The organism is Shewanella mangrovi, assembly GCF_000753795.1.
Taxonomy (GTDB): domain Bacteria; phylum Pseudomonadota; class Gammaproteobacteria; order Enterobacterales; family Shewanellaceae; genus Shewanella; species Shewanella mangrovi.
In genome coordinates, this window is the sequence record NZ_JPEO01000002.1 from 244,127 (window position 1) to 262,283 (window position 18,157).

17 protein-coding genes, 1 tRNA gene and 1 pseudogene are annotated in these 18,157 nt (G+C 48.3%); 7 read left to right on the plus strand and 12 right to left on the minus strand.

Features of this window, described 5'->3' with window-relative positions; genetic code table 11:
- Positions 1 to 6: 6 nt before the first annotated feature.
- Together HR45_RS03590 and HR45_RS03595 are read right to left on the minus strand one after the other, a co-directional pair.
- A pseudogene (locus HR45_RS03590) lies at positions 7 to 1,347 on the minus strand (MATE family efflux transporter); the annotation flags it as partial.
- Positions 1,344 to 2,204, minus strand: a complete 861-nt coding sequence (locus tag HR45_RS03595) for an ion transporter (RefSeq protein ID WP_037439799.1) — start codon at positions 2,202 to 2,204, stop codon at positions 1,344 to 1,346. The gene HR45_RS03595 and the pseudogene HR45_RS03590, both read right to left, overlap by 4 nt.
- Before the next feature lie 170 nt (positions 2,205 to 2,374).
- Between HR45_RS03595 and HR45_RS03600 the strand changes: the two genes are divergently transcribed.
- Complete coding sequence (locus tag HR45_RS03600) at positions 2,375 to 2,869, plus strand: L,D-transpeptidase family protein (RefSeq protein ID WP_037439801.1); 495 nt, start codon at positions 2,375 to 2,377, stop codon at positions 2,867 to 2,869.
- Between the two features lie 9 nt (positions 2,870 to 2,878).
- Positions 2,879 to 3,439 carry a VOC family protein gene (locus HR45_RS03605; protein WP_037439802.1) on the plus strand — a complete coding sequence of 187 codons (561 nt, stop codon included), beginning with the start codon at positions 2,879 to 2,881 and terminating at the stop codon, positions 3,437 to 3,439.
- A 75-nt stretch (positions 3,440 to 3,514) separates the two neighbouring features.
- On the opposite strand, the gene HR45_RS03610 is transcribed toward HR45_RS03605, so the two are convergent.
- Complete coding sequence (locus HR45_RS03610) at positions 3,515 to 4,069, minus strand: BON domain-containing protein (RefSeq protein WP_430742015.1); 555 nt, start codon at positions 4,067 to 4,069, stop codon at positions 3,515 to 3,517.
- Positions 4,070 to 4,277: 208 nt separating this feature from the next.
- Entirely contained in the window at positions 4,278 to 4,772 is a 495-nt protein-coding gene (locus HR45_RS03615) for a hypothetical protein (RefSeq protein ID WP_037439805.1), read from the minus strand.
- A 127-nt stretch (positions 4,773 to 4,899) separates the two neighbouring features.
- On the opposite strand from HR45_RS03615, the gene HR45_RS03620 reads away from it, so the two are divergent.
- Entirely contained in the window at positions 4,900 to 6,264 is a 1,365-nt protein-coding gene (locus HR45_RS03620; protein ID WP_037439807.1) for a sigma-54 interaction domain-containing protein, read from the plus strand.
- A gap of 17 nt (positions 6,265 to 6,281) precedes the next feature.
- On the opposite strand, the gene HR45_RS03625 is transcribed toward HR45_RS03620, so the two are convergent.
- From HR45_RS03625 to HR45_RS03640, 4 genes are all read right to left on the minus strand, one after another.
- Complete coding sequence (locus HR45_RS03625; RefSeq protein ID WP_037439809.1) at positions 6,282 to 7,925, minus strand: diacylglycerol kinase family protein; 1,644 nt, start codon at positions 7,923 to 7,925, stop codon at positions 6,282 to 6,284.
- Complete coding sequence (locus HR45_RS03630) at positions 7,916 to 8,101, minus strand: hypothetical protein (RefSeq protein WP_037439811.1); 186 nt, start codon at positions 8,099 to 8,101, stop codon at positions 7,916 to 7,918. The genes HR45_RS03625 and HR45_RS03630 overlap by 10 nt, the downstream gene beginning before the upstream one ends.
- A 195-nt stretch (positions 8,102 to 8,296) precedes the next feature.
- Complete coding sequence (locus HR45_RS03635) at positions 8,297 to 9,145, minus strand: M23 family metallopeptidase (RefSeq protein ID WP_037440340.1); 849 nt, start codon at positions 9,143 to 9,145, stop codon at positions 8,297 to 8,299.
- Positions 9,146 to 9,223: 78 nt separating this feature from the next.
- Positions 9,224 to 10,108, minus strand: coding sequence for a 6-pyruvoyl trahydropterin synthase family protein (locus HR45_RS03640; RefSeq protein ID WP_037439813.1), 885 nt, complete (start codon positions 10,106 to 10,108; stop codon positions 9,224 to 9,226).
- Between the two features lie 193 nt (positions 10,109 to 10,301).
- On the opposite strand from HR45_RS03640, the gene HR45_RS03645 reads away from it, so the two are divergent.
- Positions 10,302 to 11,651 (plus strand): dihydroorotase, encoded by a 1,350-nt coding sequence (locus HR45_RS03645; protein WP_037439816.1) that lies wholly within the window; start codon positions 10,302 to 10,304, stop codon positions 11,649 to 11,651.
- Positions 11,652 to 11,712: 61 nt separating this feature from the next.
- On the opposite strand, the gene yejK is transcribed toward HR45_RS03645, so the two are convergent.
- Complete coding sequence (yejK, locus tag HR45_RS03650) at positions 11,713 to 12,741, minus strand: nucleoid-associated protein YejK (protein ID WP_037439818.1); 1,029 nt, start codon at positions 12,739 to 12,741, stop codon at positions 11,713 to 11,715.
- A 74-nt stretch (positions 12,742 to 12,815) separates the two neighbouring features.
- Here yejK and HR45_RS03655 point away from each other — a divergent pair, with 74 nt between their 5' ends.
- The 3 genes from HR45_RS03655 to HR45_RS03665 all read left to right on the plus strand — a co-directional run bounded on the left by HR45_RS03655 (position 12,816) and on the right by HR45_RS03665 (position 15,087).
- Positions 12,816 to 13,028: a YejL family protein gene (locus tag HR45_RS03655; RefSeq protein ID WP_037439820.1), complete on the plus strand. Its 213-nt coding sequence runs from the start codon at positions 12,816 to 12,818 to the stop codon at positions 13,026 to 13,028.
- A 66-nt stretch (positions 13,029 to 13,094) separates the two neighbouring features.
- Complete coding sequence (locus HR45_RS03660; protein ID WP_037439822.1) at positions 13,095 to 14,879, plus strand: DUF3413 domain-containing protein; 1,785 nt, start codon at positions 13,095 to 13,097, stop codon at positions 14,877 to 14,879.
- Positions 14,880 to 15,010: 131 nt separating this feature from the next.
- Positions 15,011 to 15,087, plus strand: a tRNA-Pro gene (locus HR45_RS03665).
- A 69-nt stretch (positions 15,088 to 15,156) separates the two neighbouring features.
- On the opposite strand, the gene HR45_RS03670 is transcribed toward HR45_RS03665, so the two are convergent.
- The 3 genes from HR45_RS03670 to HR45_RS03680 all read right to left on the minus strand — a co-directional run bounded on the left by HR45_RS03670 (position 15,157) and on the right by HR45_RS03680 (position 17,718).
- Entirely contained in the window at positions 15,157 to 15,900 is a 744-nt protein-coding gene (locus tag HR45_RS03670) for an SDR family NAD(P)-dependent oxidoreductase (protein WP_037439824.1), read from the minus strand.
- A complete protein-coding gene (locus tag HR45_RS03675; protein WP_052074469.1) occupies positions 15,897 to 16,394 on the minus strand; it encodes a MarR family winged helix-turn-helix transcriptional regulator in 498 nt (165 codons plus the stop codon). The genes HR45_RS03670 and HR45_RS03675 overlap by 4 nt, the downstream gene beginning before the upstream one ends.
- A gap of 166 nt (positions 16,395 to 16,560) precedes the next feature.
- Complete coding sequence (locus tag HR45_RS03680) at positions 16,561 to 17,718, minus strand: iron-containing alcohol dehydrogenase (RefSeq protein WP_037439826.1); 1,158 nt, start codon at positions 17,716 to 17,718, stop codon at positions 16,561 to 16,563.
- Positions 17,719 to 18,157 lie beyond the last annotated feature (439 nt).

Consider the following 18,157-nt stretch of genomic DNA (forward strand, 5'->3'; position numbering starts at 1 on the left):
CAATCAACGACTCGACTTGGAAATACCATCTATCAGGCGATAAGCGGTCACCACACCGAGCGAGGCAAACATTACCGAGCCAATCGCCTGCCCCAGCAATACGCCGTAAACACCGCCGAGTTTGGCACCATAAACTACGAACGGAATAGTACCCAGAGTGGCTTTGCCGATATTGAAATACATCGAGAATCTTGGTTTACCTAGGTTGTTAAAACAGGCGTTGGCAACAAACAGCGCACCATTAAAGGCAAAAAATATCGCCAACGAACTGCAGAAGAAGTGAATTAATGCGGAGGCGTCACCTTGCATATCGAACATCCACACCAAATAGTCTTGCAATAGAAACAACAGCACCGCAACGGATAGCACGTAAACGGTGCAAAACTGTAAGGCGCGGGTAAGCGATTCTCGTAAGCGCTGCATCATGCCAGCCCCGAAATTCTGACCAATTATCGGACCAATGGCACCCGAGAGCGCGAAAATCATTCCAAAAGCAACCGGCGTAATCCGGCCGATGATGGCGAAACCAGCCACAAAGCTGTCACCAAAATCGGCAATAGATTTAGTGACAAACGCATTCCCAAATGGTGTGGCGAGATTGGTGAGCATGGCGGGCGCGGCAATCGCCAAAATCGGCCGCAAGTCCTGTTTGAATGCAGGCAGAGAAAATGGCGTCCACAATCGATGCTTGTAAAAAATGGCATAGCCAGACAAACCAATCGCGCTGACGCGGGCCATCACTGAGGCCAGCGCTGCACCATCGATGCCCAATCCCAGCCCAAAGATCAGCAAGGGATCGAGTACAAAGTTGACTAATGCCCCTAACAGGGTCGAATACATCGACATCTTGGCATCGCCTACCGCGCGCAATGCGCCACTGAACGACATATTGAGACAGATGATGGGCATAGATGGCACGAGAATATGCAGATAGCGCGCGGCGTATTCCGCAGTTTCACCACTAGCGCCAATCAGACTCAGCAAGGGCGAAATTAAGCTCAGCACCACAGTTGCCATCACCACTGCTACCAGCAAAGTTACAGCACTGCTATTGACCAAAGTGCGCTTTGCTTTATCCCAATCATGAGCGCCCACTGCGCGTGACATTAACGCCCCCAGCGCAATCGACAGTCCAATGCCAATAGAGATGGTAAAAAAGGAAATGGTCGTCGCAAATCCGACCGCAGACACCACCCGAATATCATCCAAAAAGCTCAAGAAAAACATGTCGATAAGATCGACAACAAACACCGCAGAGATGCCCATTGCGGCGGTGGAACTCATCACCAAAATGTGGCGCAGAATACTGCCTTCGACAAACTTGGCAGTGCGATTAGTTTGACTCATTTCGACGTAGACTCAGATAACGGGGCTTCCAGTTCACTGCCGCAGTTATCACAGTAGTTGGCATTCAGCTCATGGCCTTTTTTAAGACAGTTAGCACAGCGGCGCAGATCGCGATTGCGACCGATTTCTTGGCCGATTTCAGCCGTCAATATCCCGGTAGGAATGGCGATAATGGAATAACCCAGCAGCATGGTAAACGCAGCGATTGCCTGCCCTAAGCTGGTTTGTGGCGTAATATCGCCATAGCCGACCGTGGTAATGGTCACAATGGTCCAATAGACGGATTTCGGAATCGAGGTAAAGCCGTTCTCCGGCCCTTCAATCACGTACATCACCGCGCTTAGCACCATGATGATCAAACTGACCGAGAAAAAGAAAATGAACACTTTACGCGATGATTGCATCATTGCGCGCAATAGCATATTTCCTTCACTTAAATAGCGCAGCAGCTTCAATACTCTGAAAATACGGAACAAACGCAGTACGCGGATCACCAAGGTCATGTTGGCGCCCGGGAAGAACAAGGCCAGATAGCTAGGTAAAATACTGAGCAGATCAACAATGCCGTAAAAGCTAAAACAGTACCGCAATGGATTGGTTGAGCAATATAAGCGCAACCCATATTCAACGGTGAAGATGACCGTAAACAGCCACTCAAACAGGTAAATCAGCTCACCATATTGGTGATGAATACTGGCCACAGTATCGATATACACCAAGGCCACACTCAACACGATGCAAACAATCAAGGCGAGATCAAACCAGCGGCCAGCTGGTGTTTCTGTGCCAAATATCACCTCACGCAATTTTTTCTTCAGAGGCGAATCATGGTCATTGCCCGCTAACTCTTTTTTCATAACTCCATGTTCCTAACGAGCCGCAATCCAATAAAGCAAGGTATTTGCAGCGTAACAGGTCAAACTTTTTGAGGCACAATCATACAGCATCATCACAAGACTTCTATCCCCGCTGCGGATTGGGTATGATGCGGTCAGTTCTTGGCTTTAGTGAATAAAACTGCTCATCCATGTTGTCGATTAAGTCTATTCTTGCCAGCATTTTCTTGCTGAGTCTTTCTGGCCTTGCTTGTGCCAGCCAACACGCTGATTTAGTGGTGATCAAAAAATCTAAATCGCTGATGCAACTTATGTCTCAGGGAAAGGTGGTTAAACAGTATCGTATTGCCATGGGCGACAGACCTCAAGGCCATAAATTGCATGAAGGCGATCAACGTACGCCAGAAGGCCGCTACATTCTGGATTACAAAAAACCAGACAGCGCTTATTACCGTTCGATTCATATCTCCTACCCTAATGACGATGATAGATTTCGCGCCAAAGCACTCGGCATAGATCCGGGGGGCCAGATCATGATCCACGGTGAAAATCCACATTCTGAACTGCCGCCTGAAGAGGCACAGCAATATAACTGGACCAACGGCTGCATCGCGGTCACCAATAAGCAGATGGATGAAATCTGGCAAATGGTGGACCCCGGCACTCCGATTGAAATCTGGCCTTAAGGAACGGTTATGCTCAGTTATGCCAGCTTAGAAAACACATTAGATGAGTTTGCTGCCAAGATATCGCTGTTAATTGCAGAGCTCGGACTACAGTCATTGACCCAATGCGACCATGTTGCGCTGCGAGTCAACACGACTGCTGCAGCTGATGCGCTGCGCGATGCATTTAGCGCGCGGGGAAGCGTCATTTCCGACAACATCATTAATGGTCGGCCGATTTTGATCATTAAACTGCATACGCCTTTGCAGCTCGGCGAGTATTCTGTCGCTTGTGTCGAGCTGCCCTATCCTAAAACCGAATACCCGCAGCAAGGTTGGGAACACATAGAGCTAGTATTGGCATCAAACGCCACAGATTGTGAGCAGCTGCAGCAGCAATTAATCTCGCTGTCGCCTAAGCTCGCCGCAGTATTTGCCGGAGACAGCGAGATTAAGGTCAAGGCCAGCTCCCCTGCTGGCGAAGCAGAGCGTTTGCCGAACCCAACCATCGCGTTTACGAAAGCAGGTGTGTGCGTCAAAGTGCATCCGCATACGATTGAAGCGATTATCGCCAGCGAACAGGCAAGTTAACCTATTATCAATCCGACGCATAAATGACAAAAGCCTCCATATTGGAGGCTTTTTAATGGTCGCTGCAGTAAAAGGCTATGAGTCAGCAACCTCAAGATTATCGACTACTTTTTTCACATCGTCGGTATTACGTGCAATAGCCAATGCCAAGTCGCGTTCTGCAGATGTGTCCAGTGTCCCGTTAAGGGTAACAACCCCTTGTTTCGTGCTAACGTCGATACTTGTACCACTCACCTCTGGCTCAAATAACAGACGTGTTTTAACCACTGTGGTAATTTTGGTATCGGTCAGCAACTGACCATCTTGCGCCTTGTCGGCGTTACTATCTTTTGGCGTAACTACGGTCAGCTTATTTTTTACAGACTTAACGCCGTCAATACCCTCCACCAGTTCGCTCGCAAGCGCCTTGTCTACATCACTGTCGACTTGGCCAGTGAGGGTCACCTGCCCCTCTGTGACATCGGTGTTGATATCAAAATTATTCAAATTGGTATTAAGCAGCAACACAGTTTCGGCTTTGCCATCAATCCATGCGTCTTTGGCATCATCTTTCCAGTCCTGCGCAGACACAGTGAAGACAGGCACCATTAGCGCCAATGCAATCGCAGTTTTTGACATCTTGCTGTTCATAATAACCTCCTTGGTCTTAGCTCAGCTTGCGCTGAATTGCGGAAATCCCTATCGAACCGATTTCCGACGAATGTCGCTAAGACTAAAGCGAGTTTGGTGCCAGATTCATTAATATATTGTTTTTAAACAATTATGTGATTTTATTGCGCGGCTAATTCACACCCAGCTTATGCCAAGCCCGCAATAATTGCGTGTGCGGCGGTAATTTTTACCGAGTGCCAACACGTAAAATGTCAGCATTGATGCTTTCTAAACACACCTGCCAGGCCGCAATCATATCGGCGAGTAAACTTCTTAGTAGCGGCGCTTCAAAATAACCTGTCGACAAGCGTAGCCAATTGATCAGCGCCCGCTCTTGCTGGCCGATGACGGTTGGGTCTGTTGCCGCGTCATGCGTAAACTGCAACTGCAAACCATAAAAGTGTTGCCGTAATTGCGACGGCAATTGGCTAACGACTTGTTTTATCGAAGGCCATTGGCTGACCTGTGCCATATCTAGACGCAGTACGCCCACCAATTTAAACGACATACTGCGGTGCAAACGCAGCAACTTAGCCAACGAAGTGCGTTCGGTATAATTCTCTACCCGTTGCAATTGTTGCTGCCGCAGCAGTAAGCCATCTAACAACAAGCGCAGACTTAAATACAGCAGACGGCGATCAGGCGAATTGAGTACAAGGTTAAAACGAACAGGGGCATCCATTAAGGCGACTCCTTTGTCAGCGAGTTGTTAACATACTGATTCAAATGCCGTACCAATTTCGATTTGAATTGTCACATTCGGCAAACTCACTTAAAGTAGCTTTTACCTTTGCAAGGAAGCCGTAAGCATGCCGACGCCTAAAATTTTTGTTTATATCCAGCAAGATAGATTACAAAAACAACTGTCATCCGTATTGGCACGACGCGGCTGCCATTTTATTTATCCCGCCGCAGATGCACAGTGGCAGGACGAACTGCTTAATGCTGATGCCGACCTCGCACTCATTGAAGTTGCCGATGATATGCGCGCGGGCTTAATCCAACTTCATGACACACGACTGCCAAGCCAACTGGAATGGATATTGATAAGCGACGGTCAACCTAATCCAGATCTCGACCAACTTATTCGCCGCAGCGCAGGCTTTCATCTGCGTCCGCCACTCGATTTGAAGTTGCTGCAAGAACTGATGGATGACTTTATCGCCGACTATGCGGCGCAGCAGTCCAGCGACGACAGTGCGCAAGTCACCGTAAGTGAACTCGACCAATTTGGTTTGTTGGTCGGTTCGTCAAAATCGATGCATAAGCTGTATCGTACCCTGCGCAAAGTGGCCAATAGCGAAACCCAAGTGTTGATCATGGGTGAAAGCGGTGCGGGTAAAGAGTTAGTCGCCCATACGCTACACCTGTCAAGTCAGCGCAATACTGGGCCGTTTATCGCGGTTAACTGCGGTGCGCTGTCGCCTGAACTCGTCGATAGCGAGTTATTTGGTCATATCAAAGGCGCATTCACTGGGGCCGTGCGCGATCATCAGGGCTTTTTTGCGCAAGCTGAAGGCGGCACCCTGTTTTTGGATGAAGTCACGGAAATGCCGTTAGCCCATCAGGTGAAACTGCTGCGGGTATTGGAAAATCGTGAATATCGCCCGATTGGTAGCCAACAGCTGAAAAAAGCCAATGTGCGCGTGATTGCCGCCACTAACCGCGATCCCGCCGACGCTATTGCACAAGAGATATTTCGGGAAGATCTGTATTTCCGCTTAGCGCAATTTCCATTGAACATTCCGCCACTACGGGAACGCGATGACGATATCACCGGGCTTGCCAAGCACTTTCTGGCCTATCGCAACGCGCAGGAACAAACTGAAGTGGGCATAGCCAATGACGCGCTCGAAAAAATCGCAGATTACCATTGGCCCGGCAATGTGCGCGAACTGAAACACAGCATTGAGCGCGCTTATATTTTGGCTGACGAGGTGATTGAAGCGCAGCATCTGCAGTTGCAGCAAGATTTTCTCGGCGACGGCTACAAACAAAATGCCAGTCTGGAGAACATTCCTACCGGTATCCCGCTGGAAGAACTCACCCGCGCCGCCATCGAAGCCACGCTGGAAGAAAATCAAGGCAACCGTAAAACCACTGCCGAACAGTTAGGTATTAGCGTGAAGACTCTCTATAACAAGCTGGAAAAGTATCAGCAGGAAGAAGAGTAAACGTCACATCGTCCACTTCAGCCACGTTTCTGTTCAATGGCGGGGAGCAACACATTTAACGATGCTGGCCGTACTTTAATATCGAGCTTTCTGGCGCGGCCGGTTTCACCATCAATCACGTAATCGAGCGGTTTCGACGCTTCAATCCGCAACCGCTTTACTTTGAGATGATGCGCATGAATATCTAAACCTGAGCCAGTAAGGCCGTTAACCGCCAGCTCGGCAAGCGTAAACAATCTGTCGCCCCAATCATCATTTGGTGTCAACCAAGTCACGTCTAATAAACCATCACGCAGATCGGTATACCCCGCGCCCTGCGCCAAAATGGTGGTATTTGGCGCTCCATTAGCCACCGTAAGAGAGCCTGTATTCAATTGAATTGGCTTGTGATTATCCGCACGGACTTTTAATTTAAGCTGCCTGTTTTGGCTGATGGAATTCCAAAAGCCTTGCAGATAAGCAAGTTCACCATGCTGGTTTTTCTGCTCCCGATCAGCCTCTTTGATCATCTGCGCCTCAAAGCCGACGCCGACCAACAACAACGTAGTGCGACCGTTACATTTAGCGGTATCGATGCGCTGCTGCTCGCCACTGATAATATTATCCAGCGCTGAATTAATCGGATCCAATTTAGCACTGATACCCCACAATACATGGCTCAGCGCATTGGTAGTGCCCAGCGGTAAAATTCCCAGCGGTAATTGGGTGCCGATCAATACCGATGCAACTTCCGTGACGGTACCATCACCACCACCAGCGACCAGTACATCTGCCCCCTGCTGCAATGCTTGCTGCGCCAATTTACGCGCTGACTGCTGCTCCGAGGTTTCCAAAATGCGTACGTCGTAATATTCGTTTAAACGCTGCTCGATCAACTCACGATTTTTTGGCCACTTTCCGGCGCCGCTCACCGGATTGACAATAAGCCACAAGCGCAACTTGGCTTTAAACTCATCTGAGCGCCATAACGTTTTCAGCATCTTTAACTGCTGACGATTCAGGCGAATACTGCTGCGGTGCTTTTTAATCTCGGCCACCACCGTGCTGAGCGAGCGCGTTTGATCCTGACTCAATAACCAAGCGGCCACCATTAACACTGAGCGACCGCGCCCCAACGCACAATGCACTAAGGTTTTGTGCCCCAAGCGTTGCTGGCGCGATAACCATTGCATTGCTCGGCGCAGCGCAATACGGCTAGGTACGTCATGATCAAGCACCGGTACATTCAGATAGTTAATGCCGGCTTCCGCCAGCGATTCCGCCGCAATGGCATCAAACTCGGCAGTCACATCTAAGATGGCAGTGATACCCAACGATGTTAATTGTTCGAGATCGTTAAACAGCAAGCGACTGCCGAGATAAAGATGAGGCGTGATTTGGCTCACCACAGGAACCGCATCCCGTTTACGGGCAAAATTGTTGTAAACAGTGACTGACACTAAAAATGGCATTAACACCCAGCGCATCCATTTACTGAGGCGGCCGTTATTGCTCTTACGAAAAATGGCGGGTCGATGTAACACATAAGCGCCAGCGACAAGGGCGAAGGACAAACTCAGCCACAACAGCAGTGGCCATAACCAAATCAACGCCGTAGGGAGTAACGTCGCTAGCGCTAATGCCGCTGCCGCAATGACAAAGTACCAAACACTTAACGGCATACTGCAGCATCCTTCAGCTGAGAATTCAGTAGTAGATTTAGCGCATAAGCCGTGATTAACAGCCCCATTATAGTTTCCAGCGAGATGCTATTGAGTAGCGTAAAGCTTGATACGTCAAAAGCGACGGGAGTGATCAACAGCACAACAGTGCCAACAAACAGGGTCCATCCGAGCATAGTGCCTCCGTAAGCAATTTATTCAATAGTTGCAGACGAATATGCCAGTTGTATGCCACGCAAGGTCAAAAAAATGAAGAACTTATAAATCAATAAGTTAAAGAAAAACTCTTCAACTATGGGAAAAGCTTCGCCGTTGCTACCGCGTATTTTTTACCGACCGCAGGAAAGCTTTTCCTCATAAGCCAACAATGCTTAATTCGCCGCCTTGTTGCTGGCCTTGCCAACATCTTTGTTATTACTGAGTACTGACACCATGCTAGGTACTAGCGATTGCGGATCGAGTCGCATCTGATACCAATTAATACGCCAGTCTAAATGTGGCCCAGTCACTCGGCCAGTCGCACCGACTTCTGCAACCTTTTGACCTTGTTTCACCTGAGTGCCTGGTTTTACATAGAGTTTGCTCAAATGTAGAAACGACGAACTCACGCCAAAACCATGATCGATAATCATAGTGCCACCCGAATAAAACATGTCGGGTACCGCTAAGGTAATAATGCCATCAGCAGGTGCAACAACAACCGTGCCAGTGGGTCTGGCGATATCCACCCCAAAATGTGGTCTTCCCGGCACGCCGTTGTAAATGCGTTGGCTGCCATAAACACCAGAGATACGCCCAGTCACTGGCCAAATAAAATGACTGGTAAACGCGGTTAAATCACTGTTGGTATCGCGTGCTTCTCTGACCATCTGCGCATCTTTTTTAGCGCGCGCCACCGCCACCGGATCTGGCTTCATTATCTTCTTGCTGATCCCTTCGATACGCGAAATCCGATAGTCTTGCTTGGCAATCGTTAGCGGCATCTGCTCACTGGCACCATCAGCATATTCAATCTTCAGTTGATGCTCAGCGTCGGCATCACGATCAAAACCAAACACAAATCGGCCATCGCTTGTCACCCGCAACGCCTTGCCGTCGAGCGATACTTTACTGCCCCCTTGGGTTTGGCCGCGCACTAACGCGCCCTGCGCTAATTTACCGTCAAGCTGTGTGCGCTCGGCAGCAACCGCGATGTTGAATAGCGCGGATGACAACAGCAGCGCCCAAATTGCTCGTAAACCAGTGTGAGAAAGAAACCTCAAGCGAACTCCTTGTAGAAAACGAAATGTAACAATACCTTAGCTGCGCTCAACATAGGCATTCGCAATTGACCCTTTGCCAATTCCCTCAAACGCCACCACGCGAAAATGTTTACCTGGTACTTTATCAGCTAGCGTCTTAGCCATGAAGTCAGCCAGTAGCTCAATGGTGGTATCGTGCGGAATCAGGTCACAACACGCCTTAGGCATGGCCAACTGAAAATCGCCTTGCGGCGCTTGATAGTGAAAACCGTAATGAGACGCTTCTGATACTTTGGTTTGTGGCGATAACTGTAGACTCTCCAGCATGACTAAATCATCTTCGCTGCCAAGATAGATGTCGCGCCAACGCTCGGCCCAGTAGCGATCCCACTCAGGCGCCGCCACGCCATCTTCAAATACATTGATGGGACTACGGTGACCGTGAGCAATACGCTGACAGTTACCATCATGTTTTTTCAGACCATGACTGTAGTGATAAAACGGACCGTCCAGCATCTCATTGCGTAGCGTCAGACTGATGCCGTCAACATTGTCAGGCAGCGCATCGCGCAACGCCTTAAACAGAAAGTCGTTGACGGTTTCAAAGTCGATAATTTCGGCAGGCACCAAAGCGAACGCTTCGGTTGGGCATGCGAGGTGAATAGCGCCACGCTGACTATCAAAATCCATCCATACCCGTTCACCCTGCTGTTGCCAACGTACCTTGCTGCACGCGGTCGGCACCAACAAACGATGGTCGGCCACATCATCTATCACCTGTTTTATCAGGCGTTTAACCTTACCGAAATCCAACACCATGTTTTGCTGATCGAGCCCGCCTTCCAGCAGCACGTCGACAATCCAGCTTTCGCCCACCATGCCACGAATAGGGCAAAGATAGGAAAAGTCGATAACCGTAAGATCTTTAACGAAAAGTTGCATTCAAACTCCTGAGTAGAGAAACAGTCCACCCGTTTAACATTGGCCATTTGCAATACGTTAGCGTATTGAAAACTGGCCGCTTCTATTGACACTCGTCACAAAAACAAATTTTTTCTGTGACAGCAATTCCATTTATATTCCGTTATTATACCTGTGTCACTGCGAAACTTAACAACGCTAAACAGGTACCCTAATGAAAACCCTTATCACAAATGCCAAATTGGTGAATGAAGGCACCATCAGCAGCCAAGATTTGCTGATTGAAAATGGACGTATTGCCCAAATAGCAACCAGTATTACAGCACCAGCTGACGCGAAAGTTGTTGATGCTAATGGAAAATATCTGATCCCCGGCATGATTGATGATCAGGTGCATTTTCGTGAGCCTGGTTTTCCTAACAAAGGCACTATCGCCAGTGAATCTCGTGCGGCCGTTGCTGGCGGTATCACTAGCTTTATGGAAATGCCTAACGTTAACCCGCAAACCACTAACCTGCAGGCACTAGAAGATAAGTATGTGCGGGCGCAACAAAGTTCGCTGGCAAACTTTGCCTTCTATCTCGGTGCAACCAACGACAACTTGGAAGAAATTAAGCGCTTAGATCCAAATCAAGCTTGTGGCGTGAAAATCTTTATGGGGGCATCAACTGGCAACATGCTGGTCGATAATCCTGAAACGCTGAACGCCATCTTTGCTAACTCGCCAGTGGTGATTGCCACTCACTGTGAAGACACGCCGACTATCGCGATTAATGAAGCCAAAATGCGTGAACAATACGGCGAGCATGTGCCGATGTCACTGCACGGCGAAATTCGCTCACGCGAAGCCTGCCTCAAATCGTCCAAAATGGCGGCTGAGCTGGCGATTAAACACAAATCTCGCCTGCACATTCTGCATTTGACCACCGCCGATGAACTCTATCTGTTCCAAGCAGGTAAGAAATTGGCCGACTTAAAAGGCGCCAACATTACTGCTGAAGCGTGTGTGCACCATCTGTATTTTAACGACAGCGATTACGAAACTCTGGGCAGCCTTATTAAATGTAACCCAGCGGTCAAAACGCTACAGGATCAGTTAGCGCTGCAACAAGCCGTGAACAATGATGTTATCGATATCATCGCGACTGACCATGCACCGCATACCTGGGATGAAAAGCAAGCCGACAGCTACTTTAAAGCGCCATCCGGTTTACCACTGGTACAACACGCATTGCTGAGTTTGTTGGATCTGCACACCAAGGGCGTATTCTCGCTGGAGAAAATCGTGCAGAAAACCAGTCATGCTGTGGCCGAACGCTTTGAGTTGAAAGACCGTGGCTACCTGCGCGAGGGCTATATTGCTGACTTAACCTTGCTTGATCTCGACAATCCGTTCAAAGTGACCAAAGAGAATATCCGCTACCACTGTGGTTGGTCACCATTTAATGGCCACCAGTTCTCAGCATCAATTGCCGGCACCTTTGTCAACGGTAAGCACGTGTTTGATGGCAGTAAGTTTATCGATAACAGCTTAGGTGAACGTTTGCAGTTCGCTCGTAAATAAGCGATTCCCCAAACACAAAAAAGCGCCTTTCGAGGCGCTTTTTTATTCTCAACCGTTTTTATTAGTCACCTTTTAAACGGCGATCTAACTGATCTTTCAAATTGGCAGGCACGCCTTTAATTAAAATGGTGTCGGAGACAGGATCGTAAATCACCCGCTCGCCCAGATGGGTACCATCAAAGCTCAATGATACGCCGCCACCAGTACCAGAAAATTTCTTCAGTTGGCGCAAGGTTGATTTATCGGCGGGAAATTCCTCTTCCAACGCATATTCGCCGCCTGCGGCAAAATCATAGAAAGAATCCATACCAGACTCAGCCAGTTCATCGGCCAGATCTTTTAGCAATACGTCATTGCCGCTATCGACTTGCTCGGTGCAGTAATCAAACACACGTTCACGGCAGTTTTGGCGTTCTTCCTTGGTCATATCGCTTTCAGCAACAAAGTCTTCCACCGCCTGCATCAGTTGCTTGCTTTGCGCCTTAGGATTTACCCCCTCAACGCAGCCCATAAAGTCGAGGAAAAAGTCCGCGACTTTACGACCAGCACGACCACGCACAAAGGAGATATATTTGCGCGACTCTTCATCCGCTTGCCATTCGGTTAAATCAATTCGGGCAGCCAGTTGCAGATTGGTCAAATCAAGGTGAGTGTTTTGGCTAAGCTCCATATCGTCCAATACGGTCATTGATGGCTTAGCGTTCAGCAGCGCTACAAACAGATAGTCGCTGGCAAGATAGGTGTAACACGCCAGCAGCAAAAAACCGCCTTGGCTAAAGTCATATTTGGACAACTCTTGTTGCAGCAATTTACCGGCAATGGCCGAAAAATCGACGAAACCTTGCTTACCTAAGGTGTAGTTGCGCAGCGCCTGCATAAATTCAGGGTTGGCTTCGCCGTCATCGCCATGAACGCCAAAATAACCAAAACCCTTGCCCGCTTTGGCCGAGTATATCTGATGCAGATCAGCCACTATCGCTTCTACCGCTGAGCCGTTTAATAGCGGCTGCGGCCGCAAACGACACGATAGCTGGCCATCCTTGTCCTGAGTAATTGAGTGAATAATCGCTTGTTCGACGTGAATGCTCATGGGCGTTAGTGCTAGTCCGTTGTAAATCCGGTATTATATGCCGCTAAGTCGTTTATGAGTGAAAATTTTTCGATATGGCACTTCAATCTAAATACACCAACGCCCAAGTTGAAGCACTGATCACAGAGTTGTTAGCAGTGCTGGATAAACACCAAGCACCGACAGATCTGAGCCTGATGGTACTCGGCAACACGGTTTCACACCTGTTAAATACACGAGTAAATCCAGAAGTGAAAGAAAAGTTAGGTGAACAATTCTCTAAAGCACTAGCGCAATCTTTACGTTAATTGATAGCATTTTTTATCATAAAAACATTAAGATAATCGGGTTAAAGATCGACATGGGAATCCAAGGTGGAGCGTAAAAAGCAACTCGTCAGGGATCAGGTATCAAGACTGGTAAACTGGGGTCACTGGTTTGCCTTCTTTAACGGTTTACTCGCTATGGTGGCGGGTATGCGTTATTTATCTACCGTTGGCTTTCCCGATAGCCTGATAGGTTGGGGTTATTTAATCATCTCAACGCTGGGGCATTTCAGCTTTTTAGCGTTCATCGTCTATCTAGTGTTGATCTTCCCGGTCACCTTGCTGCTGCCTTATTCGCGCATATTACGCGGCTACGCGGCAATCGTCGCCACGCTAGGCATGTGCGCCCTGCTCTACGATGCCGTTATCTACCGCGAATATGGCATGCATTTAAGCCCGTTTGCGTTTGATCTGGCGTTTGCCGATCTCAATAGTTTGCTGCAAGGCGCCTCTGTCTTTATCACCCCATTAGTGGTGTTTGTGATAGAACTGGTGCTGGCCAATGCGTTATGGAAACGCATCGACCGTATTCAGCGCCGCAATGTTGGCAACAAATTGGTGGCTGTGATTGGTATCTGCTTCGTCAGTAGCCATCTGGTGCATATCTGGGCCGATGCTGCTGAAGTTACGGCCGTTACCCGCTTTGATGATGCTTACCCGATTTCCTACCCGGCCACCGCTAAGACCTTTATGGAAAACCATGGGATTGACGGTAGCAGTTTATCTTCGCAGCCATTTGAGAAGAGCCTTAACTATCCGCTTAATCCGCTGCAATGCCATATGCCGCAAAATCGCCATCCAAACGTGTTGATGATTGCAATCGACAGTTTCAGAGATGATTTGGATGACGCGCAGACCATGCCGTTTTTCCATCAGTTTGCACAGCAGAATATGAATTTCACCAACCACTTTAGTGGTGGCAATCAGTTCTCCAGCGGCATGTTCTCGTTGCTGTATGGCTTACAAGGCAGCTATATGGATTCGGTGGATCTCGACTTCACCGCACCATTGCTGACGCAAACGTTCAAGCGAGAACAATATGCGATGTCGATGTTTAGCGTGCAATCTAACGTGGCTAACGCTAAGCCGGATGCCATCTTCAACGATTTCGATATGCATCTAGCCGATGAATCGATGGGCAGTGCCATGGCTGATATCAGCAATATCGACAGTTTTAATCAGTGGCGCCGCCAACAGTCAGGCCATTGGTTTGCACTACTGAATTTGCGCGCACCAGAAGACTACGATACGCCAGTCGGTTTCCTTGGTGTAGAAACCGTTAAGTCGGATACGCAGTTAAAACCAGCGCAAAAGGTCTTATTCAACCAATATCGCCAGTCATTGAACTTTGTTGACCAACAGCTCAAACGTCTGATTGAGGCATTGCCACAAGACACTGTGATTGTTATCACTGGCGTCAATGGCAAAGTGTTTACCAGTAACCCTGATGAAGCGCGCCATAACCTGTCACCCAACAGCGTAAAAGTGCCGTTAGTCATTCACTGGCCGGACTCACCCAGCGCTGAAGTCAACTACCGCAGTAGTCATTACGGCATAGTGCCAACGCTGATGACTCAAGTATTAGGTTGTACCAACGCGCCGAGTGACTACAGCGCTGGCCGTCACCTGTTGCAACCAGACGACAGCACTTGGCTCTATGTGGGCGATAATCGTGTGTTTGCTATCTATCAGCAAAATGAAATCACGGTCATTGACCGTCATGGCAAATATCGCATCTACAACGCCGACTACAGCAAACGTCTGCGTAAGAAAATGAGTGCGCCAGAGCTGTTAGATGTCATGCGTGAAGGCCGTCGCCTGTATAACCATTAACGAATAAAAATCGTTAGCGCACATTATCTAAGCAGTTAACAAACAATGGGAAAATTGCCGCTTGCGCAGCTCATTGGCTCTTGCTAAAGTCAGCCACATCAACTGTGCTAACGATGATTTCATCAAATTTTCGGTGTGTAGCGCAGCCCGGTAGCGCACTGTCATGGGGTGTCAGGGGTCGGAGGTTCGAATCCTCTCACACCGACCAAATTAAAAGAAAAAGCCTCGCTAACTAGCGAGGCTTTTTTGTTTCTAAAACCGTCTACATCGATAACGGCTATGGCAAATAGGCACCACCGCATACTGGAGTATACGTGCCAGTAACATGGCCACTCTTTTCGCTCACCAGATAGCTGACCACATTAGCGACATCATCTGGCGTGGCAATTTTCTGGGTTGGCGTAAATTGACGGATCATCTCTTTAAATTCGGTTGGCGCATCTTTAGTGGCGTCGGTTTCGACTAATCCCGGTGCGATAACATTTGAGGTGATCCCCATTGGACCTAACTCTTGGGCTAAGTATTTGTTGAAACTGTCTAATGCGCCTTTGGCTGAGCCGTGAGCGATAAAACCAGGCGCAGGGCTTTCCGACAATGTGCTTGAGATAAACACTAAGCGGCCATAGTGCTTTTCCACCATGGTTTGCACCGCATGTTTAGCAGATTCATAGGCTGCGTGCATTTCATCATTTAGCTTTTGTGCAAACTCAGCCCAAGTTTGTTCAACAAACGGCTTCGCCACAAAGTTCATGTTGGCGTTAGACACCAGTACATCTACTCCACCGTGTTCCTCAGCAATTTTGCTAAACATGGCTGCGAGTTGTGCATCATCACGCACATCGGCCTGAATTGCATAGGCTTCACCACCGTTCTGCTCAATTTCTTCTACCAACTGCTGGGCGATTGCCGTGCTGTTGACATAGTTAATAAATACGCGGAAGCCATCTGCGGCTAACACTCTGGCTGTCGCAGCACCGATGCCACGAGCACCACCAGTAATAAGAGCATTACGTTTGGTCATGATTTCTCCTCGGTTGATATCGCTATGATTGATTCGTTGGCAAAAGGCGGAATGAGTTGGCGCAGGTTGTCGATAACGGTACCAAGTTGCGTGCAGCTATCACTTAAGGCAACATCCGACAGCTGTTGTTGTGCATCATCGAGAACACTTTGGGCAATCGCGCTGCATTGTGAGACAACACCATCGGCAAGCGGCGTCAACTGCACTAGCTTTTTGCGGCTGTCCTGTTCACATGGCTGGCATACCAACCAGCCGCGGTTTACCAACACGTTGATAGAACGGCTGACACTCGACTTTTCTAGATACAAGATATCGCTGATGAGCTTTTGCGTCAGAGGTTCAGCGCGTGTGTGGATGGTGAGAATAATGCCCCACTGCTCCGCCGTCATATCAACGCCCGCTTGTTTAAAACGGGTTGTCAGCAGCCGATTAAACAAACGACTGGCGAGCCCGGTTAAATGCCCTAACGATTGAGATTGACTGACGTTGCTCATTCCATCTTTGATAAATTAGCCTTTTCGTCAATATAGTTGCATACACAACCATTCTCAATCTCTTTTTGAAACGCTGACTTGATTGCTGCACAATTGACAGATAGTAGACATAAAAAAACCACGTTTAAAACAACGTGGTTTTTGGTGCTGTGTTTTAGTGTCTAGATTACAGCGCTAATTCAAGGATTTTTGCTGCATCGGCTGGGGTAATATCGCCATGTTCACCCAACTGAACGAACTGGTGTTGCTCCAGTTTTGCTACAACTTGTGGGATCACATCCGCGCCTAAATCATAATCCGCTAAACGGGTTCTTACGCCCATAGCTTCAAAGAATTCACGCGTGCGTACAATAGCTTTTTCTGCTGCAATCAGGTCGTCTGCTTCGGTGATACCTAATACGCGACGGCCATACTGCGCCAGTTTCTCGCGTTTTTGTTCCAGTTTGTAGGTCCAGACGGCTGGCATGACAATCGCCAACGTCTGACCGTGGTCTAAGCCGTAGAGACCGGTGATTTCCTGACCAATCAAGTGAGTAGCCCAGTCACCCGGTACGCCAGTGGCGATTAAACCGTTCAGTGCCATAGTCGCCGCCCACATCAGGTTAGCGCGTACGTCATAGTTTTGTGGATCGGTCAGCGCTTTCGGGCCATCTTCCAAAATGGTAGACAACAGACCTTCTGCAAAACGGTCTTGAACCTTAGCGTTCACCGGATAGGTAACATACTGCTCCAGCACGTGTACGAATGAATCCACTACACCGTTACCCACTTGACGAGCAGGCAGCGAATAAGTGGTTTGTGGATCCAGAATGGAAAAACGTGGACGCACATAATCAGAGTTGAAGAACAACTTATCTTGAGTGTCAGCACGTGTGACAACTGAGGTAGGATTCATTTCTGAACCCGTTGCAGCGAGAGTCAGCACACAACCCACGGGCAATGCGCCCTGAACAGCGCCACCAAACGATTGAATGATTTCCCACGCATCGCCTTGGTGTTTTGCCGCGGCGGCGATGAATTTAGTGGCGTCGATAACTGAACCACCACCGACAGCCAGCAGAAAATCGACGTTAGCCGTTTTCACCTGCTCTACCGCTTTCATACAAGTGTCGTAGTGTGGGTTAGGTTCGATACCACCGAACTCAATCCATTTCATGCCTTCCAGCGCGCTGGTCACTTGCTCGAAAATGCCGTTCTTTTTAATGCTGCCGCCACCGTAAACGATCATAACGGTCGCATCAGCAGGAATTTCTTGTGTAAGTTGCGCAATTTGCCCTTCACCAAAAATGATCTTGGTGTTATTGAAAAAACTAAAGTTGTTCATCAGTATATGCTTCCAAAGTAAAAATGGTGCAGTCGAGACGTCGATATCACCAAAGAAAAAGAGATGTTCACTTGCAGACTGCTGCTGGCGAATAACGACACGGCAAACAGCCACAGAGGCGAAGAGTGACTCAACGACGAACGCGATTGTAAGGTCGACGCGAACGCTGTGAATGGCACATATTTTTATGCAGTTGACCGGGGCTTGACAACCGCTCGATTTCGAGCGAACGTTTAAAAAGCGCCTATTTTCCAAGGTCTATAAAAATAAACACAATAAATTCAGTTAATTAAATAAATCGCCTGCCATTTATTACTTTTCCTCATTACTGTAAGTTTTTTATTGAGCTTGTTTGTTATATCCCCTGCTCTACACTGATGAACTCGTCATTTTGTACGATGTGTTTCTATGCTTAATTTTCGTGTGAATCGCTAGCATT